The 23,086-nt window shown below is 75.1% G+C and carries 18 protein-coding genes; 9 read left to right on the forward strand and 9 right to left on the reverse strand.

The features are described 5' to 3' along the window. The first annotated feature begins 31 nt into the window (after positions 1–31). The 7 genes from AB0Q96_RS28600 to AB0Q96_RS28630 all read left to right on the forward strand — a co-directional run bounded on the left by AB0Q96_RS28600 (position 32) and on the right by AB0Q96_RS28630 (position 10,521). Entirely contained in the window at positions 32–1,660 is a 1,629-nt protein-coding gene (locus tag AB0Q96_RS28600; RefSeq protein WP_365330387.1) for a nitroreductase family protein, read from the forward strand. A 12-nt stretch (positions 1,661–1,672) separates the two neighbouring features. Continuing rightward, positions 1,673–4,510 (forward strand): lantibiotic dehydratase, encoded by a 2,838-nt coding sequence (locus AB0Q96_RS28605; RefSeq protein ID WP_365330389.1) that lies wholly within the window; start codon positions 1,673–1,675, stop codon positions 4,508–4,510. Further along, on the forward strand, positions 4,498–5,664 hold the full coding sequence (locus tag AB0Q96_RS28610) for a lantibiotic dehydratase C-terminal domain-containing protein (RefSeq protein ID WP_365330391.1): 1,167 nt from the start codon (positions 4,498–4,500) through the stop codon (positions 5,662–5,664). Before AB0Q96_RS28605 ends, AB0Q96_RS28610 begins: the two co-directional genes overlap by 13 nt. Further along, entirely contained in the window at positions 5,661–6,767 is a 1,107-nt protein-coding gene (locus AB0Q96_RS28615; protein ID WP_365330393.1) for a M50 family metallopeptidase, read from the forward strand. Before AB0Q96_RS28610 ends, AB0Q96_RS28615 begins: the two co-directional genes overlap by 4 nt. Positions 6,768–6,788: 21 nt before the next feature. Continuing rightward, positions 6,789–7,778 carry an ABC transporter ATP-binding protein gene (locus AB0Q96_RS28620; protein WP_365330395.1) on the forward strand — a complete coding sequence of 330 codons (990 nt, stop codon included), beginning with the start codon at positions 6,789–6,791 and terminating at the stop codon, positions 7,776–7,778. A gap of 2 nt (positions 7,779–7,780) precedes the next feature. Further along, a complete protein-coding gene (locus tag AB0Q96_RS28625) occupies positions 7,781–8,536 on the forward strand; it encodes an ABC transporter permease (protein ID WP_365330397.1) in 756 nt (251 codons plus the stop codon). Positions 8,537–8,598: 62 nt separating this feature from the next. Next, positions 8,599–10,521, forward strand: a complete 1,923-nt coding sequence (locus AB0Q96_RS28630) for a TOMM precursor leader peptide-binding protein (protein WP_365330463.1) — start codon at positions 8,599–8,601, stop codon at positions 10,519–10,521. A 90-nt stretch (positions 10,522–10,611) separates the two neighbouring features. Here the strand turns inward: AB0Q96_RS28630 and AB0Q96_RS28635 are convergent, their stop codons facing one another. After that, the gene (locus tag AB0Q96_RS28635; RefSeq protein ID WP_030757923.1) at positions 10,612–10,782 is read right to left on the reverse strand and encodes a thiazolylpeptide-type bacteriocin; all 171 of its coding nucleotides are present in this window, start codon (positions 10,780–10,782) and stop codon (positions 10,612–10,614) included. Positions 10,783–10,992: 210 nt separating this feature from the next. Between AB0Q96_RS28635 and AB0Q96_RS28640 the strand changes: the two genes are divergently transcribed. Then, the gene (locus AB0Q96_RS28640; protein WP_365330465.1) at positions 10,993–12,222 is read left to right on the forward strand and encodes an amidohydrolase; all 1,230 of its coding nucleotides are present in this window, start codon (positions 10,993–10,995) and stop codon (positions 12,220–12,222) included. A 103-nt stretch (positions 12,223–12,325) separates the two neighbouring features. Continuing rightward, a complete protein-coding gene (locus tag AB0Q96_RS28645; RefSeq protein WP_365330399.1) occupies positions 12,326–13,786 on the forward strand; it encodes a catalase in 1,461 nt (486 codons plus the stop codon). A 129-nt stretch (positions 13,787–13,915) separates the two neighbouring features. Here AB0Q96_RS28645 and AB0Q96_RS28650 read toward each other — a convergent pair whose 3' ends face one another. The 8 genes from AB0Q96_RS28650 to AB0Q96_RS28685 form a co-directional block, all read right to left on the reverse strand. Beyond that, entirely contained in the window at positions 13,916–14,389 is a 474-nt protein-coding gene (locus tag AB0Q96_RS28650) for an ATP-binding protein (protein WP_365330401.1), read from the reverse strand. A 98-nt stretch (positions 14,390–14,487) separates the two neighbouring features. Next, entirely contained in the window at positions 14,488–15,090 is a 603-nt protein-coding gene (locus AB0Q96_RS28655) for a TIGR03086 family metal-binding protein (protein WP_365330403.1), read from the reverse strand. A 231-nt stretch (positions 15,091–15,321) separates the two neighbouring features. Beyond that, on the reverse strand, positions 15,322–17,274 hold the full coding sequence (locus tag AB0Q96_RS28660; protein ID WP_365330405.1) for an NAD-binding lipoprotein: 1,953 nt from the start codon (positions 17,272–17,274) through the stop codon (positions 15,322–15,324). A gap of 280 nt (positions 17,275–17,554) precedes the next feature. Further along, positions 17,555–18,646: a 4'-phosphopantetheinyl transferase superfamily protein gene (locus AB0Q96_RS28665; protein WP_365330407.1), complete on the reverse strand. Its 1,092-nt coding sequence runs from the start codon at positions 18,644–18,646 to the stop codon at positions 17,555–17,557. A 7-nt stretch (positions 18,647–18,653) separates the two neighbouring features. Next, a complete protein-coding gene (locus tag AB0Q96_RS28670) occupies positions 18,654–19,943 on the reverse strand; it encodes an MFS transporter (protein WP_365330409.1) in 1,290 nt (429 codons plus the stop codon). A gap of 223 nt (positions 19,944–20,166) precedes the next feature. Beyond that, entirely contained in the window at positions 20,167–20,484 is a 318-nt protein-coding gene (locus AB0Q96_RS28675; protein WP_365330411.1) for a hypothetical protein, read from the reverse strand. Beyond that, entirely contained in the window at positions 20,478–21,917 is a 1,440-nt protein-coding gene (locus AB0Q96_RS28680; protein WP_365330467.1) for a glutamate synthase-related protein, read from the reverse strand. The genes AB0Q96_RS28675 and AB0Q96_RS28680 overlap by 7 nt, the downstream gene beginning before the upstream one ends. Before the next feature lie 5 nt (positions 21,918–21,922). Then, positions 21,923–22,930, reverse strand: a complete 1,008-nt coding sequence (locus tag AB0Q96_RS28685; RefSeq protein WP_365330413.1) for an asparagine synthetase A — start codon at positions 22,928–22,930, stop codon at positions 21,923–21,925. Between the last annotated feature and the right edge of the window lie 156 nt (positions 22,931–23,086).

Genomic DNA, 23,086 nt, shown 5'->3' on the forward strand with positions numbered 1-23,086 from the left:
CCCGCACGCCGTCCGAAAGGAGGCCGCCCCCATGGGGTACGCCCATGAGTACGCCGATGCCGTCCTGCACCGCGGCCGCGTTCCGATGGAACCCGCCGACTTCGTCCCCGACTGGCCCGACGGGCCGCGCCGGGCGAAGTTCTATCCCGGTGCGGAGTCCTACGCCCTGCCCGACGGGAACGACCTGGCCGACGCGCCCGCGCGGGCCGGTCTGCTCCCCCGGCCCGACGGCGGAGCCACGGCCGCCGGACCGTCCGGTGCGCCCGCCGGCTTCACCCTCCCGCTGCTGTCCGCGATGCTCAAGGACTCGTACGGGCTGACCGGCCGCCGTCTCGGCATCCAGGCCAACAGCGACCTGTCCGGGCTGCCGTTCTACACCCACGCCAACTGGTCCCGCGGCACGGCGGGCGGCGGCGGCCTCTACCCGGTCGGCGTCTACTGGGCCTCGGGCCCGTCGGGCCCGCTCACTCCCGGGATCCACCACTACGACGTCCACCGGCACGCGATGCAGCGGCTGTTGACGGGGGACGTGACGGCGCGGGTGCGCGAGGCGCTGGGGCCGGACGCCCCCGCCGAGGCCCTGGAGAGCGACCAGTACCTGATCCTCGGCGTCAAGTACTGGCAGACGGCGTTCAAGTACAACAGCTTCGGCTACCACGTGGTCTGCACGGACGTCGGGACGCTCGCGCAGACCTGGCGGATCTGGGCCGCCGCCCACGGACTGCGGACCGCGCCCGTGCTGTGGTTCGACGAGCCACGGCTGAACGGTCTGCTCGGCACGGCCGGCGAGGAGGAGGGCGTCTTCGCCGTCGTGCCCCTGCGCTGGGACGGCGCCGGCTCCGCGCCGCGTACGGCGGTGGCCGACGGCCCCGATCCGGCGGTGCGGCACCGGGACGTCGAACGCTCCCGGACCGTCATCGAGTTCCCCACGGTGCTCGCGATGCACGCGGCGACCTCGGCCGGCGCCGCCGACCGGCCCGCGCCCGGGGCGCTCGCCCCGGCGGCCGCCCGGCCCGTCCCCGAGGGCGGCACCCGGGTCCCGCTGCCCGCGCCCGCCTTCCCCGAGGTGCCGGTGCGCGGCGTCCTGCGGGCCCGGCGCAGCAGCTTCGGCCGCTTCGACGCGGCCCGGCCGGTCACGCCCGGCCAGCTGTCGTCCGTGCTCGCGGCCTGCGCGGCGACCTCCTTCGGCGGGGAGGCCGACCCGGACGGCGCTCTCCGGCAGGTCCGGCTGTACGCCTTCGTCAACCACGTCACGGGCCTCGCGCCCGGCGCGTACGTCTACGACCCCGAGGCGGGCGAGCTCGCGCTCGTCGTCCCCGGGCCGCAGGCGGCGTTCCTCCAGGAGAACTACTTCCTGGCCAACTACAACCTGGAGCAGGCCGGCGTCGTCCTCGTCCCCACGGTGCGGACGACGGCAGTCCTGGACGCCGTCGGGGACCGCGGCTACCGGCTCGCGGTGGGGACGGCGGGCGCCGTGGCGCAGACGTTCTATCTGGCGGCGTCCGCCCTGTCGCTCGGCGCCGGAGTGGCGCTGGGCTTCGACAACGTGTCGTTCGTCGAGCGGCTCGGCCTGGAGGGCACCGCGGAGGCGCCCCTGCTGATCATGCCGCTCGGCAACGAGCGCCCGGGGCCCGCCGACTTCCGCCACGAGATCGCCTGAGGGGGACCCACGATGACTCTGCTGACGAACACCGACAACGGCACGGACGGCGGGACGGGCACGGGCCCAGGCACGGGCACCGGCACTGATGCGCCGCCCCCGCGTCCGGCCGCGTGGGAGCTGGGCCGGCGTTTCCTGCTGCGGGCCGCCGGGCTGCCCGTGGAGACCGTGCACGGGCTGCGCTGTCCGGGGACCCGCGCCTGGGCGGACGAGGCCCTGACCCGTGAACGCCGGCTCGTCGAGGGCGGCGCCGCCGTGAGCGACGAGCTCCACGCCCTGGTGGAGGCGGCCGACGCGGTCGGCGACGGGGCCCGGCGGGCGCTCCTCGCCCTGCGCCGCCAGATCTTCAACAACCGGCTGCCCGCCGATCCGGCGGCGGCCGTACGGCTCGTGACCGGACTCGACGGGCCGGCCGGAGCGCGGGTCGCCGCCTGGCTGGAGGACCGCGTCGCGTACGACGGGCTCCTCGGCGAAGGTCCGGCGCTCCTCGCGGACGAACTGCGCACCGCACGCGCCGAGTTGCGGACCGCGCTCTCGCGCGATCCGTTGCGCCGCGGCCTGCTCCTGGCCTCGCCGGTGCTCGACGGCCGGCTCGACGCCTACCTCGGCGACACCCGTGACGACCCGGGCAAACGGATGCGCAAGATCGAGCGCTCGGCGCTCGCCTACCTCTACCGAACGGCGTGCAAGACCAGCCCGTTCAGCACGCTCACCCCGGTCGCGACCGGGGTCTTCGACGCCGCGGCGGGCGAAGGGTCCGCCGTGCGCGTCGGCGGTCCCGAGACCTGGACCGGTCACGTACGGCTCAATGTCGTCGCCCTGGGGCGGCTCGCCGAGCTGATCCTCGCCGACCCCGTGCGCCGCCGGGACCTTCCCGTCGTGCTGTCCCCGGGCTGGGGCCGGGACGAGGACCGGATCCGCTACGTCCGCCAGTGGGTGACGAGCGGCGACGACGACGCGGCCGTCACCTTCGACTCCGTCCGCGACCGGCTGTTCTACCTCCGGGGCAGTGGCACCCTGGAACGCCTGCTGGCCTTCCTCGACGCGGGTACCGGGCTGCGCCACCGCGACCTGGTCGAGTGGCTGGGGAACGAGCACGGGGCCGACCCCGCCGAGTGCGAGCGGTACGCCGCCGCGCTGTTGCAGCTCGGCATGGTCCAAGTGCCGTCCCTGCGCACCGATGTGCACAGTCCGGACCCGCTGGGGTCGTTCCAGCGGGCCCTGCGTGAGCTCGCGGTCCCGTGGGCCGAGGCGGTCGCGGACGCCCTGGACGGCCCGGCGGCCTGCCTGGCCGCGTACCCGGCCGCCGGGCTCGCCGAACGGCGGACACTCCTGCGCACCCTGCGCGCCCAGCTCCAGGACGTGCAGAGGGAGTTGGGGGCCGGGGAGGCCACGCTGCCGCGCACCCTCCTCTACGAGGACGTCAGCGCGGGCGACGACCTGCCCTGCGGAACGGGACTCCTGCCGGAACCGACGCGACGGGCCCTGCGGGCGGTCGAGGGCGTCCTGCCGATGTTCGACCTCACCCTGCCCCACCGCGTCACCCTGCACGGCTTCTTCCTGGCCCGCTACGGGCGCGGGGGCCGCTGCGACGACCTGCTCGGCCTCGTGCACGACTTCCACGAGGACTTCTTCGACCAGTACGTGTCCTTCGCGGCGAAGCGCACGCCGTTCGACGCGCACGGGGAGTACGTGCCCGAGGAGAACTGGCTCGGCCAGCCCGCGCTGCGGGGCCTTGACGACGCCCGCCGGCACTTCGTCGCGGGCATGCGGGAGCTGTGGGAACGGCACGGCATGGAGGACGAACTGCGGCTGCCCGCCGACCTGCTCGACGCGGTGTCGGCGCGCCTGGATCCGCTGGTCGGCGACTTCGTCCCGCGGAGCCATCACCTCCAGGTGGCCCGGCCCGGCCCGGGCCCGGAGGCGGGCGCCCGTGCGGTCCTCAACCGGTCGTACGGCGGACTCGCCTTCCCCTTCAGCCGGTTCACCCACGTCTTCGACGGGGTGACGGGATCCGGGCCGCCCGACGGGGACGGGCTGTCGGAGCGGTTGCGCGCCGAGTTGCGCGACCGTCCGCCCCGGGGGGCGGTGTTCGCCGAGCTGACCGGTGGTCCCGTCACCAGCAACCTGAACCTGCACGGCAGGCTGACGGACTACCAGATCGTGTGTCCGGGCGAGACCGCGACGGTGCCGGAGGAGGCCCGACTGGACCTGAGCGACCTCTCGTTGGCGCACGACGAGGAGACCGACCGGCTCGTGCTGCGCTCGCGTCGGCTCGGCCGCGAGGTCGTGCCGGTCTACCTCGGCTACCTCGTGCCGGTGGCCCTTCCGGAGATCCCCCGCACCCTGCTGCTGCTCTCGCCGAGCTCCATGACCCCGGCCGAGGTGTGGGGCGGGGTCCCCGAGGGTCCGGCCGTCGACGGGGTCACGAGCCGTCCCCGGGTGGTCCACGGCGACCTCGTGCTGAGCCGGCGTGCCTGGACGGCCGACGCCGCCGTGCTGCCGGTGCGCCGTCCCGGCGCGGACGAGGCCGCTTGGTACCTGGAGTGGCGGCGCTGGCAGCGCTGGCACGGCCTGCCCGACCAGGTGTTCGCCACGGTGCTGCGCGAGGGCCGCAGGGCCCTGGGCGCCAAGCCCGTGTACGTGGACTTCGAGAGTCCGCTGTCGCTGACCTCGTTCGACGCCCTGGTGGACCGGGAGCCGGGCTCCGGCGTGGTGCTGCGCGAGATGCTCCCGGCCGAGGACGCCCTGCACCTGACGTCCGGCCAGGGCCGGCACGTGGCCGAACTGGCCGTGGAGACCTTCACTTCCCGCCACCGCACGGAGGACGGCCAGACATGCCGGAACTGATCTCGCCCCGCCCCACCGCCGCGCCCGACCTCGTGCCCGGACCGGGCGCGGGCCCGGCCGGCCCGCCGGCCGGGGAACCGGGGGACTGGATCGCGCTGCACGTCTTCTACGCGGCCAGCCCCCGCCCGATGCTGGTGGACTGTGTCCGGCCGCTCGTCGCCCGGCTCACCGAGGAAGGGCTGCTCTCGGGGCACTTCTTCATCAACTACTGGCTGGAGGGCCCGCACGTACGGCTGCGGCTGCGCCCGGCGAGCCCCGCCGCGGCGCCCGAGGTGAGACGCCGTGCCGAGGAGGCGCTCACCGCCTTCCTCAAGGGCCGGCCCGCGCTGTACGAGGTCGACTCAGGTTTCCTGAAGGACTTCTACAACGCCCTGTTCGACATAGAGTTCCCCGGGGAGGACCGGGGGCGGTACATGGGCGACGACGGCCGGATGCGGCTGCGACCGAACAACTCGTTCAGCGAGGAGCCGTACGCCCCCGAGTACGCGAAGTACGGCGGCCCGGCCGGGGTCGAGCTCGCCGAGTGGCACTTCCGGCACTCCAGCGACCTGGTCGTCGACGCCTTCCGCACCATGAACCTGCACCTGCGCACCGTGCTGCTCGGCACCTCCGCGCAGCTGATGATGGTGATGGCGAGCTGCTTCCTGCCGGAGGAGGACCGGCTCGCCGCCTATCTGGACGGCTACTACGCGTTCTGGCACCGGGCGTTCCCCGGGACCGGGTTCATCGGCTCGGCGGAGTACGAGCGGAACTACGCGGAGATGGCTCCCGCCCTGGGCCGCCGGTTCGCCGCCGTCCGGGCCGCGATCGCGGGCGGCGAGCTGGGGCGGCTCCCGTCGTTCCTGCGGGGCTGGGCGGAACACTGCCTGGAACTCCGGGGCCGGATCGCGGAGTTGACCGAGCGGGGCGAGCTCCACTTCCCGCTGCACGAGGGGCCCGCCCGCGAGGACACCGGGCAGGTGCGCGCACAACCGGCGGACGCCGTCCCGACGGCGCCGCTCACCCATCTGCCGTCGGTCCTCCCCCGGCTCCTCTCCCCGTACATGCACATGACCAACAACCGGCTGCACGTGACGATCCGCGACGAGGCCTACCTGTCCTTCGTCCTCGGCCAGGTCCTCAGAGACCCGCACGGCACGGCGGCGGACGCGTGACCGCCACCGCCGCACGGGCCTACCGCCCCGCCCTCCGCCCCGGCGTGCTCCTCAGCCCGCCCCTCCTGCGCGGCCCCCGGACCGTCCACCTGGTCCGGCACCCGGTCACCGGGGACGCCTTCGAGGTCGGGGTCAAGGAGCACTTCCTCATGGCGCGGCTCGACGGGACGCGCACCCTGGACGAGCTCGCACCCGCGTACGCGCAGGAGTTCGGGCGCCGGCTGGGCGAGGGGCACTGGAACCGGCTCCTCGGCCTGCTCGGCACCCGGGGCCTCCTCGTCGGCGCGCCCGACCCGGCTCCCCGGCCCGTCGCCCCCGCACGCCCCAACTCCTTGTGGCGGGGCACCCGTCCGATGGTCGCCGACGCCGACGCGACCACCGCACGCCTCCATCGCCTCCTCCGGCCCCTGCTCCACCCCGCCGTCCAACTCCCCCTCCTGGCCGCCGTGCTGCTGTTCCTCGGCGGGCTCGCGTGGCAGTCGGGGACCCTGCTCGACGGCACGGCCGAACTGGTCCGGCAGCCGATCGCGCTGACGGGCGTCGCCCTGTTCCTCTGGGCCGCCATCACGCTCCACGAACTGGCGCACGGCGTGGCCGCCCAGCACTACGGGGGGCACGTCACCGAGATCGGCCTCCGCTGGCGGCTGCCCACCGCCCTCCTCTACTGCACAGTGGACAACTACCTGTTCCTGCCGAGCCGGCGGGCCAAACTGGTCATCGCCGGGGCCGGCGCCTACCTCAACATGCTGCTCCTGCTGCCGTTCGGCGTGTGGTGGTGGCTGCTCCCCGCCGACGCCCCGGAGCGTTCCCCGCTCGCCGGCCTCCTGGTGCTCGGCACGATCCAGGCGCTGAGCAACCTCGTACCGCTGCCGCCCCTCGACGGCTACCGGATGCTCGGGCACGCCCTCGGAGCCGATCACCTCGCCCCCGAGACCCGCGCCTACCTGTCCCTGCGCCGGCACGGCGACGAAGCGGCCGAGGCCCTGGCCGGCTACTCGGCACGGGCCCGGCGGATCTACACGGCGTACGCCCTCGGCTCGACCCTCGTGGTCCTCGTCGCCGCGGCGGCCACGATCGCTCTCGTCCTCCACCTGCTCGGCTGACCCGAAGGAACCACGCACCACATGAGTGAGGTACAGGCCATGTCAACCACATCCGCCGCGGGCGGTTCGCCGTCCGCCGCCGTCCGGGTCCAGGGAGTCTCCAAGCGGTACGGGGACCGCCAGGCCGTGGACGACGTCACCCTGGAGATCCACCGGGGCGAGTTCTTCGGTCTCCTCGGACCCAACGGTGCGGGCAAGTCCACCCTCATCGAGATCATGGAGGGACTGCGCCGGGCCGACACCGGGACGGTCGCCGTCTTCGGCGAGTCGCCGTGGCCCCGCAACACCGCGCTGCTCCCCCGGCTCGGCGTGCAGACCCAGAGCTCGGCCTTCTTCGTGCGGCAGACCGCGCACGAGCACCTGCGGACCGTCGCCGCGCTCTACGGAGCGCCCCGCGGCGCCGTCGACGCCACGCTGGAGTCGGTGGGCCTCACCGAACAGCGGGGCGTCCAGGTCGAGAACCTGTCCGGCGGCCAGCGGCAGCGGCTGGCCATCGCCTCCGCGCTGGTCCACGGCCCCGAGCTGATCTTCCTCGACGAGCCGACCGCCGCCCTCGACCCGCAGGCGCGCCGCGCCCTGTGGGAGGTGCTGCGCGACCTGAAGGCGGAGGGGCGCACCATCGTGCACACCACCCACCACCTCGACGAGGCGGAGGCGCTCTGCGACCGGATCGCCATCCTGGTGGACGGCCGGATCGCCGTGACCGACTCCCCGCACAACCTGGTCGGCGCCTCACGGGCCCCCAGCCGTCTCCTGCTTCCCCTGGGCCGCCTCGACGAGGGCCGGGCGGCGGCGATCGAGGGCGTCGAACGGGTCACCGTCGAGGGCGGCTCGCTGGTCCTGGAGACCCACGCGTCCGGCCGCGTCCTCTCCGCCGTGGACAAGCTGGTCGGTCTCGACGGCGTCCAGACCCGCACCGCCAGCCTCGAAGACGTCTACCTGGACCTGACCGCCCGCCTCACCGGCGCCGGACGGACCGCCCACCCGCACGCCGAGACCACGGAGTCCTGACCATGAGCGCCTACGCCGCACTGACCTGGGCGGGCTACCGGGCCCAGGTCCGCGACCGGACCACCCTCTTCTTCACGTTCGCCTTCCCGCTGCTGTTCCTCGTCGTCTTCGGGCTGATCTTCCGCGGCCAGGCCGTGGAGGAGAGCGGTCTGACCTACCTCTCGTACACCGCGTCCGGGGTGCTGTCCTGGGGTGTCGCGAACGCCGCCGTGTTCGGCATCGCCTTCACCCTCATGCAGTGGCGGACCGACGACATCCTGCGGCTGATCCGCATGTCGCCGGCCCCGCTCTCGGCCGTCATCGGCTCCCGCTACGTGATCGCGCTCGTCGTCGGCGCCGTGCAGTCGCTGCTCTTCGTCGGGGTGGCGATGCTGCCCGTGTTCGGCCTCGAACCGGCCTCCGGCTGGCCGCTGTTGATCCCGGTGCTCGTGCTGGGCATCACGACCTTCCTGCTGCTCGGGGTGATCATCGGGTCGTTCGCCAACACGCCCGAGTCGGTCGCCGCCGTCGCCAACTTCCTGATGCTGCCGATGGCGTTCCTGTCCGGGTCCTTCTTCCCGCTGGACTCGATGCCGTCCTGGTTGCGGAACGTCTCCCTCGCCATGCCGCTGCGCTATCTCAACGACGCCGTGTCCCACGCGCTCGCGGGCCGCGGCGACTCCTCCGACGTGTGGGTGGGCTGCGTCGGACTGCTCGCGTTCGCCCTGGTCTTCGGCGCGGTCGCGGTGAAGACCTTCCGCTGGACCAGGTCCTCGTGAGCACCGCGGGGAGCACCGCGCCGGGCTCGCGGCCGTCGCCGCCCCTGCCGCTGCCGCTGCCGCTGGACGAGGCGCGGGCCGGGCTGCGGGCCGCGCTCGCGTCGCGCCTCGGGCGGGACGTGCCCGTCGTCCCGGTCGGCGCCACGGACGCCGGCGCGCCGCTCGGCGGCCGGGGAGCCCCGGACCCGTGGGCGGCCGAGCGCGCCGCCGCCCGCGTCCACCTCACCGCCTCCGCCGTGCTCGTCGGACCCTGGGGCGGCGACGGCACCTCGCCCGCCTGCGGCCGCTGCCTGGCCCTGCGCTGGCAGCGGCTGCGCAGCCGCAGCGAGCGCGACGCGCTGGAGACCGGCGGCCCGGACGGGCCGCGCCCGGCCGGGATCTGGCCCCTGCTCACCGACCACGTGTACGACACGGTCGCGGCCCTCCACCAGGCGGTGCTCGACGGCCGCCCCGGCGCGGAGCCCGCCGCGCCGGACCCCGCGGACCGGGCGCTGCCGCAGGTGTCCCGCGTCGACCTGACGACGCTCGCGGTCCGCACGTACCCGCTCCTCGCCGATCCGCTCTGCCCGGACTGCGCCCCCGGCCCGGTCCCGGCCGAGCCGCGCACACCGGCCCTCGTCGAGCGCCGGAAGCCCGACCCGGGCACGTACCGGCTGCGTCCCGCGTCCTCGTACCCGCTGCCGCGCGAGGCGCTCGCCAACCCGGTCTGCGGCGCGCTCGGCGGCGGCACCTGGATCAGCGTGACCTCGCCGACCACGGCACCGGTCGCCGGGAGCGTCTTCGTCCGCGGCTACGCCGGTCTCAACGACGTCACGTGGAGCGGCCAGGAGAACACCTTCTCCACCAGCCGCACGCTGGCCTTCCTGGAGGGCCTCGAACGGTACGCGGGAACCCACCGGCGCGGCCGGCGCACGCCCGTGACCGGCTCCTGGAACGAGCTCCGGGACGACGCCGTCGACCCCGCCGTCTGCGGCTTCTACGATCCGCGCACCTACCGCGACGATCCGCTGGTCGACCCGTTCGACCCGGACCGCGCGATCCCCTGGGAGTGGGGCTGGTCGCTGCGCGACGAGCGGCCGGTCCTGGTCCCCTCCCGGCTCGTGTACTACAGCGCGGGACTCGCGGCCGACAACTTCGTCTTCGAGTGCTCCAACGGCTGCGCCATCGGCGGCAGCCTCGAAGAGGCGATCCTGGGCGGGCTGCTCGAACTCGTCGAGCGGGACGCCTTCCTGAACGCCTGGTACGGCGGCGCCCGGCTCACCGGGATCGACCTGGCCACCGTCGGCGGGCGGAGCTCCGCGGCCATGGCGGAACGTGCCGCGCTCCAGGGGTACGACGTCCACGTCCTCGACAACCGCATCGACCTGCCGGTACCCGTGGTCACCGCCGTCGCCGTACGCCGGGACGGCGGCCCCGGCACCCTCTCGTTCGCGGCGGCGGCCTCGCTCGACCCGCGCTCCGCCGTCGAGGGGGCGCTGTCGGAGGTGCTCACCTACATCCCGCACCTCTCCCGGCAGACCCGGGAGCGCGAGGCCGAACTGGAGGCCATGGCCGAGGACTTCCACCTCGTCCGCCACCTCAAGGACCACGCCCAGCTGTACGGGCTGCCGCGGATGGCGGAGCACGCCCGGGACTTCCTGGAGCCCCTGGCGGTACGCCCGTTCGAGGAGGTCTACCGGGACTGGGAGGCGACCGGACGGCCCCGCACGGACGACCTCCGCGACGATCTCCGGGCCGTGACGGGCCTGCTCTCCGCGGCGGGCCACGACGTCGTCGTCGTCGACCAGACCACGCCCGAGCAGGAGCGGATGGGGCTGTGCACGGTGAGCACCCTCGTACCGGGCCTGCTGCCGATCGACTTCGGCTGGAACCGGCAGCGGGCTCCCCTGATGCCCCGGCTGCGGACCGCCCTGCGCCGGGGCGGGCATCGGGCGACGGACCTCGACGACGCGGAGATCCGCATGGTCCCGCACCCGTTCCCGTAGCCGAGGGGCGGAACGGAAGGCGCCCGGTGTCCGAGGAACGAACGGACACCGGGCGCGCGTCCGGCCGCGAAACGGCCGGTGGGACGTCGATCAGGCCGAGCAGGAGGTGGTGCTGGTGGTGGAGCTGCACGTCGAGGTCGAGCTGGTGCTGGTGGAACCGGCCAGGACGACCTCGCTGGCGTCCGAGTAGTCGGAGATCTCGAAGGTCTCGGCCTCGAGCTCGAGGATCTCGTCGGCGAGCGTGCTCAGGTCCTTGTTCATGGCGCCTCCTCTTGACCACGGTCCCGAACGGGACCGCCCGGGGGTGGGTACGTCCCTCATTCCACCGCCACCCGCTCACCGTTCGGCACGTCTCCCGCACGCACTTCGCTGGCACGCGACGCCAGCGGCGTGCCACCTTCCCCTAGGAGTCCCGTGAACGAGCCCGCGCCGCCCGACCCGGCGGCCCCCGCCGCACCCGTCCACCCCGCCCTGGCCCCGGCCGGCGAGGCGCTGCGCCCCGCCCTCACCCTCTATCTGGACGTCCACCGGTCCCCGGAGCGGTCCGGCGAGGAGCGCCGTACGGCGGCGCTGTTCGCGGACCGGCTGTCGGCCCTGGGGCTCGACGTCACCCGGGGCGTCGGCGGCCACGGCGTCGTCGGCGTCCTGCGCAACGGCGACGGCCCCCGGGTGTACCTGCGGGCCGAGCTCGACGCCCTGCCCCTGAAGGAGCGGACGGGGCTGCCGTACGCGAGCGTGAACGGCGCCATGCACGCCTGCGGCCACGACCTCCACCTCGCCGCCGCGGCCGGGGCGGCGGACCTCCTCGCCCGCGCCACCGCGCACTGGCGCGGCACCCTCGTGGTCCTCGGCCAGCCGGCCGAGGAGACCCTGACGGGGGCGCGCGCGATGCTGGCGGACGGTCTGTACGAGCGGTTCGGCAGGCCGGACGTCGTCCTCGCCCAGCACGCGGCGCCGCTGCCGTCGGGCATGGTCGCGCACGGCACCCGGCACGCGCCGATGACCGCGGCGAGCAGCGCGCTCGACGTCGTCGTGCACGGGCGCGGCGGTCACGCCGGGACGCCCCACCTGGCCGTGGACCCGGTGGTGACGGCGGCGGCCGTCATCACCCGGCTGCAGACGATCGTCTCGCGCGAGAGCGCCCCCGCCGATCAGCTGACGCTCACCGTCGGCACGCTGCGCGCGGGCACGGCGGTGAACGTGGTCCCGGACACGGCGGAGCTGGGCATCGGCCTGCGGGCCCTCACCGACGCGTCCCTGGACCGCGCGCTCGCGGCGGTGGAACGCATCGTCCGGGCCGAGTGCGCCGCCTCCGCCTGCCCGCGCGAGCCCGGGATCACCACGGTCTCGCGCACCCCGGCCCTGTGGGGCGATCCGGTGGCGACCCTGGCGGTCCGCGCCGCCCACACGGCGCTGTACGGGTCCGCCCGGGTCGCCGACTGGCCGCCGTCGCTGGCCTCGGAGGACTTCCCGCTGTACGGCGGCGCGGGCGCGGCGCTCCACGGCGCGGGGGACGTCCCCCTCGTCTACTGGATGGTCGGCACCGCGAGCCCCCGCCAGTGGGCTGCGTCGGCGGGCCGGCTGCCGCCCAACCACTCGCCCCTCTTCGCCCCGGACCCCCGGACGGCCCTGCCGCCCGCCGTCACCGCCTTGGCGGCGGCGGCGCTCGACAGGCTGGCGGTGCCGGGGGTTCCGGGCTGAGCACCCCCGTCGCCGGGTCGTCGCGGCGCGGTCCCTCCGGTAGCGGCCCTCGCGAAGAGGGCGGAGCGTGGGGTGGGCGTGTGCGACGACGAAAGGCAGAACGATGACCGAAGGCCGACCCGCGACGACGACCGACTCCGGCGCGCCGGTGGAGAGCGACGAACACTCGCTGACCCTGGGGCCGGGCGGTCCCGTCCTGCTCCAGGACGCGTATCTGATCGAGCAGATGGCGCAGTTCAACCGGGAGCGCATCCCTGAACGCCAGCCGCACGCCAAGGGCAGTGGGGCGTTCGGCCGTTTCGAGGTCACCCACGACGTCAGCCGTTACACCAAGGCCGCGCTGTTCCAGCCGGGGACCCGCACCGACCTGGTCGCCCGGTTCTCCACGGTCGCCGGCGAACGCGGCAGCCCGGACACCTGGCGGGACCCGCGTGGCTTCGCGGTGAAGTTCTACACGTCCGAGGGCAACTACGACATGGTCGGCAACAACACGCCGGTGTTCTTCATCAAGGACCCGATGAAGTTCCAGCACTTCATCCGGTCCCAGAAGCGCCGGGCGGACAGCAACCTGCGCGACCACGACATGCAGTGGGACTTCTGGACCCTGTCCCCGGAGTCCGCCCACCAGGTCACCTGGCTGATGGGAGACCGGGGCATCCCCCGGACCTGGCGCCACATGAACGGCTACACCTCGCACACGTACATGTGGATCAACGCGTCCGGTGAGCGCTTCTGGGTGAAGTACCACTTCAAGACCGACCAGGGCGTCGAGTTCCTCCCGCAGGCCGAGGCGGACCGCATGGCCGGCGTCGACACGGACGCCCACGTGCGGGACCTGTTCGAGCACATCCGGGACGGGGACTTCCCGTCCTGGACCCTGCACGTGCAGGTCATGCCGTACGAGGAGGCGGCGGGGTACCGGTTCAACCCCTTCGACCTCACGAAGGTCTGGCCGCACGGCGACTACCCGCTGATCCCGGTTGGCCGGATGACGCTGGACCGCAACCCCACCGACAACCACGCGGAGATCGAACAGGCGGCGTTCCAGCCGAACAACTTCGTCCCCGGCATCGGCCCGAGCCCGGACCGGATGCTGCTGGGCCGCCTCTTCTCGTACGCGGACGCCCACCGGGCCCGCATCGGCACCAACTACCAGCAGCTTCCGGTGAACGCGCCGGTCGTCGACGTCCACACGTATTCGAAGGACGGGGCGATGGCGTACCGGAAGACCTCCGACCCGGTGTACGCGCCGAACTCCAAGGGCGGACCCGCCGCCGACACCGAACGGTACGGAAACCCGCCGAGCTGGAACGCCGACGGCGCGATCACCCGGGCGGCGTACGTCGCGCACCCGGACGACGACGACTGGGGCCAGGCCGGCACCCTCGTCCGCGAGGTCCTGGACGACGCGGCCCGCGACCGCCTCGTGGACAACGTGGTCGGCCACCTCCTCGACGGCGTCAGCGAACCCGTCCTGGCCCGCGCCTACACGTACTGGACCAACATCGACGCGGCCGTCGGCAAGCGCATCGCGGAAGGCGTCCGCGCCGGACGGCGCGCGTAGGCGACCACGGTCCCCCACCGCCCGTCCGGATCCCGGGCGGGCGGTTTCGACCGCCGCCGGGCGGGTCGGGCGAGCGCGATTTCGAGTCCGAGTACGGCTACGAGCCCCGACGCGTTCGCCACCCGTCCTTCACCCCGTCCCGGGGTCCCCCGCCAGGAGGGGCAGGCGGGCCCGGACCCGCTTGCCCTCCGGTCCGGGCTCCACGGCCACGCTCCCGCACACGGCGACGACGATCTCCAGGCCGTGCTGTCCGACCCGCGCCGGATCGTGCCCGTGGGGTACGGGGGCGGCCGCCGCGCGGTCGAACACCGAGATCTCCACGGCGTCCCGCCGCAGCTCCAGGAGGAGCCGGCAGGGGCCGGACGTGTGCCGGACCGCGTTGGTCACCAGCTCGCTGACCACCAGCGTCGCCAGGCCGACCCGGTCCTCCGGCACCGGCGGACGCCCGACCGCCGACGCGGCGGTGAGGAAGTCGGCGGTGAACGCGCGGGCGGACCCGATCGCGCCGCCGTCGGCGGCGCCGTCGAACACGGCACTCGCGGACAGCAGGGGGGCCGACGCGGCACGCTCGGCGGTGGCGGTGGCGGTGGTGGCGTCCGTCATGGCCCGGGAACTCCCCTCGTACGGATGGGCGGGCGCACTGGGCACCTCGCACTCCGCCCTTCCCCACTTCACGGTTTCCACACCGCCCGTATCGGGGATCACGTTCCGTCGGGTGCGCTCCAGTGCGGGTCCCGGCCGCTCAGGCCCACCGTGCGGTCCAGGAGGGGGGCCCGTTCGGGGACGGTCACCACGGGGCCGAAGATGCCGCCGCCGTCGTCGCCCTCCTCGGCCGCGGCCCGCAGGAACGCGTGCGAGGCGCGCAGGGCGGCCGGGTCGGGGGCGTAGTCCTGGCCGGTGGCGCGGGCGAGGTCCCAGCCGTGGATCACCAGTTCGTCGGCGGCGACCATCCCCGCGACCTCGCCGGGCAGGTCCACGCCGCCGGCGCGCGTGAGGCCCGTCCACGCGTCCGGGTCCCGCCATGCCTCGGCCAGTTCCGACAGGGCGCGGGGCAGCTCCGTGCGCCAGTCGGCCGGCAGGACCGGACGGGTGCTGCCGGGCGGGACGGCCGTGCTGGGGCCCAGGTCCTTGCGGGCGGCGTCACGGAACGCCACGGACAGGCCGGCCAGGTGTCCCAGCAGCTCGGTCACCGCGTACTCCGGGCACGGCGTGCGGGCGGCGAGCCGCGCCTCCGGAACGCCCGCAGCGAGCCGCGCCACGATCAGCGCCTGGGGTCCGAGGTCGAAATCGGTCGTGGGTGTCATCTGCCACTCCTCCGCGTGGACGGGTCTGGTGGACCGGTCTGGTGGACGGGTCTGAAGGGTGGACCGGCCGCGCGGCGCGAACTCATCGCGGACGGGTGAGGGAATCGTGCGACGCCCCACACCCGAGTGGCCCCGGTCGGGCACCAGGCGTGATCGAGCGGGCGCGGCCGGGAATCCCCGGCCCCCGCTCCCAGGGTGGGGCGGGGCGGCTCCGGACCACCCGGCCGGTGCTCACCCGATCTCCTCCGAGGGGCGCGCGTCGCCCCTGACGACGATCAGGGTGTCCTCGTGCGACCAGCGGCGGATCCCGGTCCTCGGCGGGTTGAGAAGCGGGGTCCGGGAGCCGCCGGGGCGGTAGCCGAGGGCGGTGGCGCCGCGGCGGCCGGCGGCCTCGACGAGCGCGGCGAAGGGGGCCTCCGTACCGGCGGGGACGTAGTCGGTGGCGGGGTCGAGGCGGACCGCGTTGCCCGTCGGGGAGAACAGCTCGTCGAACGCCGCCGCGAGTTCGGTGGTCTGCGAGACCTGGGCCATCAGCAGGCCGACGAGCCGTCCGCCGACCACCAGGTCCGTGTGCGGGCCACCCGGGGCGAGCGGGTGGTGGTGGGCGTCCGCCAGTTCGGCGACGGTGGGGGTACGGCGCCCCGACTGCCGTTCGGCGGCGCGGAGTTGGAGGAGGGTGACCAGGGTGTGCTCGTCGGGGTCGGGGTGCCCGTCGGGTCCGCCGAGGACGAGGACGTGGTCGGCGTGCCGGGCGTGGTCCGGGGCGGGGAGCGCCTCCTCGCGGATCGCCTCCCACCCGTTGCGGGCGAGGCCGTCGACGATCTCCGGGCCACGCCGGTTCCAGCCGAGGACGAGGACGCGGCGCGGGGGCGTGACGGTGGCGGCGGTGCCGGCGGGGCGGGGATGCGAGAGCTTGGCTGCCTTCCCCGCACGGGCGGGCTTGCTGCGCTTCGTCGGCGTCGTCCGCGCTGCGGAAGGCGGCGGGGGCGGTGCCGGGGGTGTGGTCCAGGTCGGTGGGCTCTCGTCCTCGGCCAGGACGACGACGGCGCCGCCGGGGGCGAGGACGGTGCGCGGCGGCGGATTGAGGAGCGGCGTGCCGTCCGGACGCACGAGGCCGACCACGCACGCGTCCGCGCAGGCCGCCCGCAGCTCGGCGAAGGTCCGGCCGCCGAGCCCGGGGACACGGTGGACGTGCAGCTCGGCGCCGGCGAAGTCGAGCAGGTCCTCCAGGACGAGCGCGAGGCCGGGTTCGAGGACGCACTGGACGAGGATCCGCGCCGCGATGCCGTCGACGTCGAGGACCACGGCGCCGGGCCCGGCCGCGAGCCGTGCCGTGGCCACGTGCCGGGTCTGCCGGACGGCCGCCACGACCCGTACCGGGCGCGCGTCGCCGACCACGGCCCGCAGCGCGAGCAGCGTCTTCACGACCTGGGTGTCGGCCTCGGGCGTGTCCGGCGGCAGCACCACGACCGCCCCCGCGGCGGCCGGGCTGACGCGGGCGAGGGCCACCGGGTCGGCGGGGCGGCCCCGGCGGCACAGCAGCCGGACCCGGCGGGCACCGGCGGCCGTGGCCACCGCCCGTAACTCCCGCTCCATGTCCAGCTTGTCGCGGTCGGCGAGGACCACGACCGCGCCGTACCGCCGCTGCGCGTGCGCGGCGAGGAGTTCGGCGACGAGCGTCGGGGTCTGCTCGGACCAGCCGAGGACCAGCGAGTGGCCGCGTTCCACGACGGTCGACTGGCCGCGGTGGAGTTCGGTCAGGCGGTCCGTGATGGCGGTCGTGACGAGGCCGACGAGCGTGGAGACGTACAGCAGGGAGACCAGGGCCAGCAGCACGGAGAGGACGATCCGCAGCGGCGGGCCGACCTCGCCGCCGAGCCGGAGGGTCTGGCCGACGGTCCGCCAGACCGTCTCCATCTTGCCCTGGACCGTGGCGGGCGAACGGCTGTCGGTCCAGACGAGGAGGACGCTCGCCGGCGCCACGACGGCCAGACTGACCAGCGCCAGCCAGCCCGCGACCGCGGTCATGCCCTTCACCACGGTCCGGTCGATCCAGTACCGGGTCCGGTCCCGCAGCGGCGGCCCCGGCCGGTACCGGGCCTGGCCGGGGACAGGCGGGGGCGGGACGGCCGCGGGGCGGCTCGTCCGCTGGGGCGGGACCGTGTACTCGCGCTCCTTACGCACGGCAGCAGCGTGACGGCGGCGCCGGGGCGAAACACCGTCGTCGGGCTCTGTTCATCCTTTCGGGCAGGCGGCCGGGAATCACGCGTTCGACCCGCGCGCGCCGCCGCGCTCCCTTACGCGCCTGGGGCGGGGCGGGATCGGGTGCCACCACGCCCACCGGCCGCCCCACCGGCCGCCCCACCGGTGGGCGGGGACGCCGGTGGGCGGGGACGGCGAGGCGGGGCCCCTGGTGGGCGGGGACGCCGATGACCGGGGGCGGCGAGGCGGGGCCGCCGGGGTGTCACCGGCGGACCGCCACCGCCGCCTGGTGGCCCGACGGCACGGCCACGTCGGCCAGGAGCCAGCCGGCCGGTGCGGTCGGGGCGGGGCCCGAGCCGACGTACTCGGACGAGGGGTCGGCGCCGAGCCCGACCCCGGTCCCCTTCAGGTACGCCTCCTTCCGCGTCCACACGCGGGCGAAGGCGGCCGGGCGCAGGTCCTGGGCGAGCGCCGCCAGTTCGGCGGACTCGGCCGGGTGAAGGACCTCGGCGAGTTCGGCGACCAGGTGCGGGGCCGGGATCCGTTCGATGTCCACGCCCACCGGGGTGGTCGCGACGGCGATCAGGCTCATCCCCTCGCAGTGCGAGAGCGAGAAGTGCAGCCGCCCGTCCGGGAGCACCGGCCGCCCGTGCGGTTCGCCGCAGCAGGGGCAGGGCGCCCGCTCCACCGTGACGCCGCGCGGTGCGACGCCGAGGTGGGCGCCGAGCAGCCGGCGCAGGCCGACGTGCGCGCACAGGTACGTCGCCCGGTCGCCCGGCCGCCGGAACTCCCCGGCCCGAGCCAGCTCCTCCGCGTCGAGGACCAGCGAGGCGTACCGGGCGGCGCTGTCCTCGTGCGTCTCGGTGGCGACCAGCCAGAGCTGCGGCCGGCCCGTCCCGGGCCCGGGCGGCAGCACCGGCGCCGCGGGCAGCGGCGGGAGCGGGGACGGACGGAGGAGTACGGGGCCGGGCCGGAGGTACGGCTCGGCCGGAGGGACGGACGGAGGGGCGGACGGGTCGAAGGACGGGACGGACAGGCCGGTCGCGCCGACTTGGGCGGCCGGGGCCGCGAGGACGGTCGACGGGACGGACAGGCCCGTGGCGCCGACTTGGGCAGTCGGGGCCGCGAGGACGGACGACGGGACGGACGGGCCCGGGACTCCGGCTTGAGCGGCCGAGGTCCCTGCTCCGGACGACGGGACGGACAGCCCCGTGGCGCCGGTTTGAGCAGCCGGGGCCCCGAGGACGGACGACAGGTCGGGCGGCGGGATGTGGAGGGCCTCGGGCCCGGGTGCGTACAGGGTGGGCCCAGGTGTCTGACGGGTGGACGGCGGTTCGGGGGTCTGGAGGGTCATGTCTGCCTCACACGGACGTGGCGGTGGTCTCCGGTGCGGTACGGATGCGGTCCTCGGTGCGCCGCTCGGCGGCCTTCCCCGTGGTGTCGGCGCGCAGCGCGAAGGCGGCGGCGATCGGGGAGACCAGGGCGAGGCCGGCGCAGAGCAGCCAGGTGCCGGTCACCCCGAGGTGCATCGAGAGCGGGGTGAAGACGGCGAGCGAGAGCGGGGCCGCGCCGATCCCGGACAGGGCGAAGGTCGACATCGCGGCACCCATCCGGCCTTCGGGCACGGCCTGCTGATACGCCGTGACCAGCGCGGGGCCGTTGAGGCCCGAGAGCAGGCCGACGGCTGCGGCGGCGCCGGCGAGCGTCACCGGCGACGGGACGAGGGCCATCGCGCCCATGCCGAGGGCCAGGCCGGTGCCCGTCACCACCAGCTTCAGGTGGGTCGGGATGCGGTGGGCGAGCGCGGCGCCGAGGGCGGCCGAGGCGAGCGCCCCCGCGCTGAACGCGGCCAGGACGAACGCGACCGCGCCGACACCCCAGCCCTGGTCGGCGGCGCGCAGCGGCAGCGCGACCTCCGCCGGCCACAGGAAGGCCAGGTCCATCGCGAAGCAGGCCACGAACATCCAGCGCAGGCGCGGGTGCGCGGCGAGCAGGCGGAAGCCGTCGCCCGAGCGGCTCAGCAGCGACGGGCCGCCGTTCCCCACGGCCTCGGGCCGCCGCATGCCGTGGGTGACGTGCGCGGCGCAGCCGAGCCAGAGGGCGGAGCCGACGGCGGCGGCCGTCATCGCGCCGGGCAGGCCGCCGACCACCACGAGCCAGGCACCGAGCGGGGAGCCCGCGATGGGGGCGAGCCGCAGCACCATGGAGTAGAGGGAGTTGGCGCGGCCCAGCTGCTCCTGGGGTGCCAGGTGGGGCAGCAGGACGCCGGAGGCCGGACCGCTGATGCCCAGCAGGATGCCGTCGACGAGGGCGATGACGATCAGCGGCCACAGGCTGTGGGTGGTGGCGGTGACGACGGTGCCCACGGCCAGGACGAGGACGCGGACGCTGGTGGCGCGCAGCAGGAGGGCGCGCGGGCCGAGGACGTCGGTCAGGGCGCCGCCGAAGAGGAGCAGCAGGGCGCGGGGCAGGGTGGCGGCGAGGGTGACGGCGGTGACGGCGCCTCGGCCGCCGAGCTGGACCGCGGTCCAGCTCATGGCGATGAGGAGCGCGAAACTGCCGGCTTGGACCGCGGCCTGGCCGACGACGAGGCTGCTGATGCGGCGCCAGTCGACGGTGGGGCCGGGCGGATCGGCGAGGGGCGTGGCCATGGGGTCGGCTTTCTGTGGGCGGGAGGCTGCGGGTGGACGGGGCCCGCGTCGTGGCGGGTCGGGCGGGTGCGGGTTCCCTCGGCCGCGGGGCGGAGGCGTACGGGGGCGGGCGGGTGCGGGTTCCCTCAGGTGCGGGGCGCGGTGGCGTACGTGGGTGGACGGGTGCGGGTTCCCCTGGGTGCGCGGGCGGGGGCGTACACGGGTCGGGCGGGTGCGAGTTCCCTCACGTGCGCGGGCGGAGGCGTACGCAGGTGGTCGGGGGTGCGCCGTGGAGGGTGGCGGCGACCGCCAGGGCCACGGCGCGGTCGGTGGCCCTGCGCAGGACGCGGGGGCCGAGGCCCCTGGGGGCGCGGAGTTCGACGTGGCCGCCGAGGTAGCCGCGGCCGGCCTCGCTGAGGGCGCGCTGCGCCGTGCGGCGGGCGGTGCCGTCGACGCCGTACGGCAGGGGGCCGGGGGCGCCGACGGTGACGCCGGGGGTCTCCCGCACCGAGAAGCGGGCGTGCACGGTGCGGGAGGCCCGGCGCCGGGGCGGCCTCAACACGGGACCGCTCCCTGGACCGGGTCCCAGAGGTCGTCCGGCCCCAGGGCGGCGGGCGCGTACTTGCCCAGGGCGCTGATGAGCAGCCGGAGTTCGAGCGCCATGGCCTCGACGAGGCGTTCCAGGCCGTGCTCGGGGTCCTCGTCCACGGCGACGAGCGCGGCGCGGCCGAGGCCGACGGCGGTGGCCCCGAGGGCGAGGGCGCGGACGGCCCGGCCGCCCTCCCAGATGCCGCCGGTGGCGAGGAGGCAGCCCTCCGGGCGCCCGATGCGGCGCAGGCACTCACCGAGGGGCAGTCCGACCTGGTCCAGGAAGACTCCGGGTGCCCAGCCCGTGCCGCCCTCGGCGCCGTCGACGGTGACGGCGTCCGCTCCGGCCGCCCACGCGGTACGGGCGGCCTTCTCGATGTCGCGGCCGGGGTGGAACTTCACCCACGTACGGGCCTTGGGGAAGTTGTTGCGCATGAAGCGGAGCTGCTGGCGGAGGATCTCCTCGGTGAACGTGCCGGGGGTCGCGCAGCGGAGCCGCTGCGGGGCGTCCTCGCCGAAGACCTCGCGGACCGTGAAGCGGCGGGCGAGCTGTTCGGCCTCGGCGCTGCCCACGACGGTCATGCCGCCGAGCCCGGGCTTGGCGCCCTGCCCCGTCTTCAGCTCGAAGGCGAGCCGGCCGGTCTCCAGGAGCGGGCGGAAGGCGGGATCGCTGTAGAGGAGGTTCCACACCTCGGAGTCGGCGTCCTCGGTGGACTGCTGGACGACGATGCCGCCGGCCCCGTCGGGCGCGGCCTCCAGGTAGGCCTCGACCCGGGCGCGCAGGGCGGAGCGGGTCGCGTCGCCGGCCTTGCGGTAGCCGTGGACGGGGACCATGTTCTCGCCGATGACCATGGGGATGCCCAGCCGGGCGGCCTGGCGGCTCGCGTGGACGGCGAGGTCGCCGCTGCCGGCCCGGGTGGAGCCGAACGCGGAGAGGTAGAGCGGCAGCCGGGCGGTGAAGCCGCCGACGCGGGCGGTGAGGTCGACGTCGCCGAACTCGGGCTCGCGGGCCAGGTCGATGAGCTTTTCCAGGCGCTCCGGCATGAAGACGGGCGGGACGATCCGCGTACGGTCCAGGGCGTCTCCGCCGAAGACGGCGGGGGCGGCGGGGGCCGCCGGCCCGAAGAGGTGGGCCCCGTACGCGGCGGGGTCCGGGAACACGGCCGCGGATCCGGTCCTGGCCCTCGCCCGCACCTGTGCCTCGGGGAACCCGGGGGCGGAGAGCCCGGACGGGACGGAGGGGGTGGAGGGTGCGGAGGGTCCGGAGGGGGTGGACGGGGCCGACACCGTGGCGGCGGCCGGGGTCGATACCGATACCGGGGCCGTGAGCGGCAGGTACGACGTAAGCGGGGCGGACGAGGCGGAGTCGTCGCCCCTCTGCTCCACGACGGGAGCGGCGGGGATCATGATGGTCACGGGGTCACCACACCGGGCAGCTTCGGGTAGGCGCTGACCTGCCAGAGGGCGTCGAAGCCGGTGAGGAAGCGGACCAGGCGCTGGAGGCCCATGCCGAAGCCGGCGCTGGACGGGATGCCCTCGCGGGCCTCCTTCAGGTACCAGGCGTACTTCGCGGGGTTCTCGCCGCTCTCCCGCATCCGGGTGACGAGGGTGGCGTAGTCGGCCTCGCGCTCGCTGCCGGAGACCAGCTCGCCGTAGCCGTGCGGGGCGATCAGGTCGAAGTTGCGGAGCACGCCGGGGCGTTCGGGGTCCTCGCGGTCGTAGAAGCCGCGCGAGCCCTTGGGGTAGTCGTCGACGAAGAAGGGCCGGTCGCTCTCCAGGGACAGGATGCGCTCGCCGGCCCAGTCGATCTCGCCGTCGGGGTTCTGCGGGTGGCCGAGGGACAGCAGCCGGTTCACGGCCTCCTCATGGGTGCGCACGTCGTACTTGCCGGCGCGGATGTCCCCGAAGTCGGCCTCCATGCGGCCGAGTCCGGTGAGGACCTCGGGGATGGTCGTCCAGACGTGCTCGGTGACGTGGGTGAGGAGCCCGGCGGCGATCTCCTGGGCCTCCTCGCGGCCCGCGTCGGCGATCTCGACGTCGATCTGGTGGAACTCGACGAGGTGCCGGCCGGTGGTGGCGGTCTCCTCGGGCTCCACGCGCACGTTGGGGGCGATGTAGAAGAGCCGGGGGAAGCCGCGCAGGGATGCCTGCTTGTAGAGGATGGCGCTGGTCATCAGCTTGTACGGGTGCCCGTAGTAGTCGACGTCCAGGGCCTTGGCGCCTCGGCCGCCCGGGTCGGTGACGGGGCCGACGAGCGGCGGGAGCAGCTCGGTGAAGCCCTGGCCCCGCAGGTAGTCGCGGGCGCCCTGGAGGGCCTCCTGCTGGACGGTCATCGCGGCCCGCAGCTCGGGCGAGCGCAGGTGCTCGCCGAGCGGGGGCGGGCTGGCCGGGGCGGAGGGGAAGGGTGCGGGCTGGTCCATGGCGGGGCTCCTGATCTCGTACGGGAGGGGCGAGCGGGTCGGGCGGAGTCGGGGCGGTCGGACGACCGTGCGGGTCGGGCGGGTCGGGCGGGTCGGGCGGGTCGGGCGGGTCGGGCGGGTCGAACAGTCGGAGTAGAGGCAGCAGTTGGGGCAGAG

Origin of the sequence: Streptomyces sp. NPDC093111 (genome assembly GCF_040683955.1) — a bacterium.
In the GTDB taxonomy this organism is placed as follows: Bacteria; Actinomycetota; Actinomycetes; order Streptomycetales; family Streptomycetaceae; genus Streptomyces.

Coding starts and splice junctions, on each gene's coding strand:
- AB0Q96_RS28600 (WP_365330387.1), top strand. CDS start 32: ATGGGGTACGCCCATGAGTACGCCGATGCCGTCCTGCACCGCGGCCGC.
- AB0Q96_RS28605 (WP_365330389.1), top strand. CDS start 1,673: ATGACTCTGCTGACGAACACCGACAACGGCACGGACGGCGGGACGGGC.
- AB0Q96_RS28610 (WP_365330391.1), top strand. CDS start 4,498: ATGCCGGAACTGATCTCGCCCCGCCCCACCGCCGCGCCCGACCTCGTG.
- AB0Q96_RS28620 (WP_365330395.1), top strand. CDS start 6,789: ATGAGTGAGGTACAGGCCATGTCAACCACATCCGCCGCGGGCGGTTCG.
- AB0Q96_RS28625 (WP_365330397.1), top strand. CDS start 7,781: ATGAGCGCCTACGCCGCACTGACCTGGGCGGGCTACCGGGCCCAGGTC.
- AB0Q96_RS28635 (WP_030757923.1), bottom strand. CDS start 10,782: ATGAACAAGGACCTGAGCACGCTCGCCGACGAGATCCTCGAGCTCGAG.
- AB0Q96_RS28645 (WP_365330399.1), top strand. CDS start 12,326: ATGACCGAAGGCCGACCCGCGACGACGACCGACTCCGGCGCGCCGGTG.
- AB0Q96_RS28650 (WP_365330401.1), bottom strand. CDS start 14,389: ATGACGGACGCCACCACCGCCACCGCCACCGCCGAGCGTGCCGCGTCG.
- AB0Q96_RS28655 (WP_365330403.1), bottom strand. CDS start 15,090: ATGACACCCACGACCGATTTCGACCTCGGACCCCAGGCGCTGATCGTG.
- AB0Q96_RS28665 (WP_365330407.1), bottom strand. CDS start 18,646: ATGACCCTCCAGACCCCCGAACCGCCGTCCACCCGTCAGACACCTGGG.
- AB0Q96_RS28670 (WP_365330409.1), bottom strand. CDS start 19,943: ATGGCCACGCCCCTCGCCGATCCGCCCGGCCCCACCGTCGACTGGCGC.
- AB0Q96_RS28680 (WP_365330467.1), bottom strand. CDS start 21,917: ATGATCCCCGCCGCTCCCGTCGTGGAGCAGAGGGGCGACGACTCCGCC.
- AB0Q96_RS28685 (WP_365330413.1), bottom strand. CDS start 22,930: ATGGACCAGCCCGCACCCTTCCCCTCCGCCCCGGCCAGCCCGCCCCCG.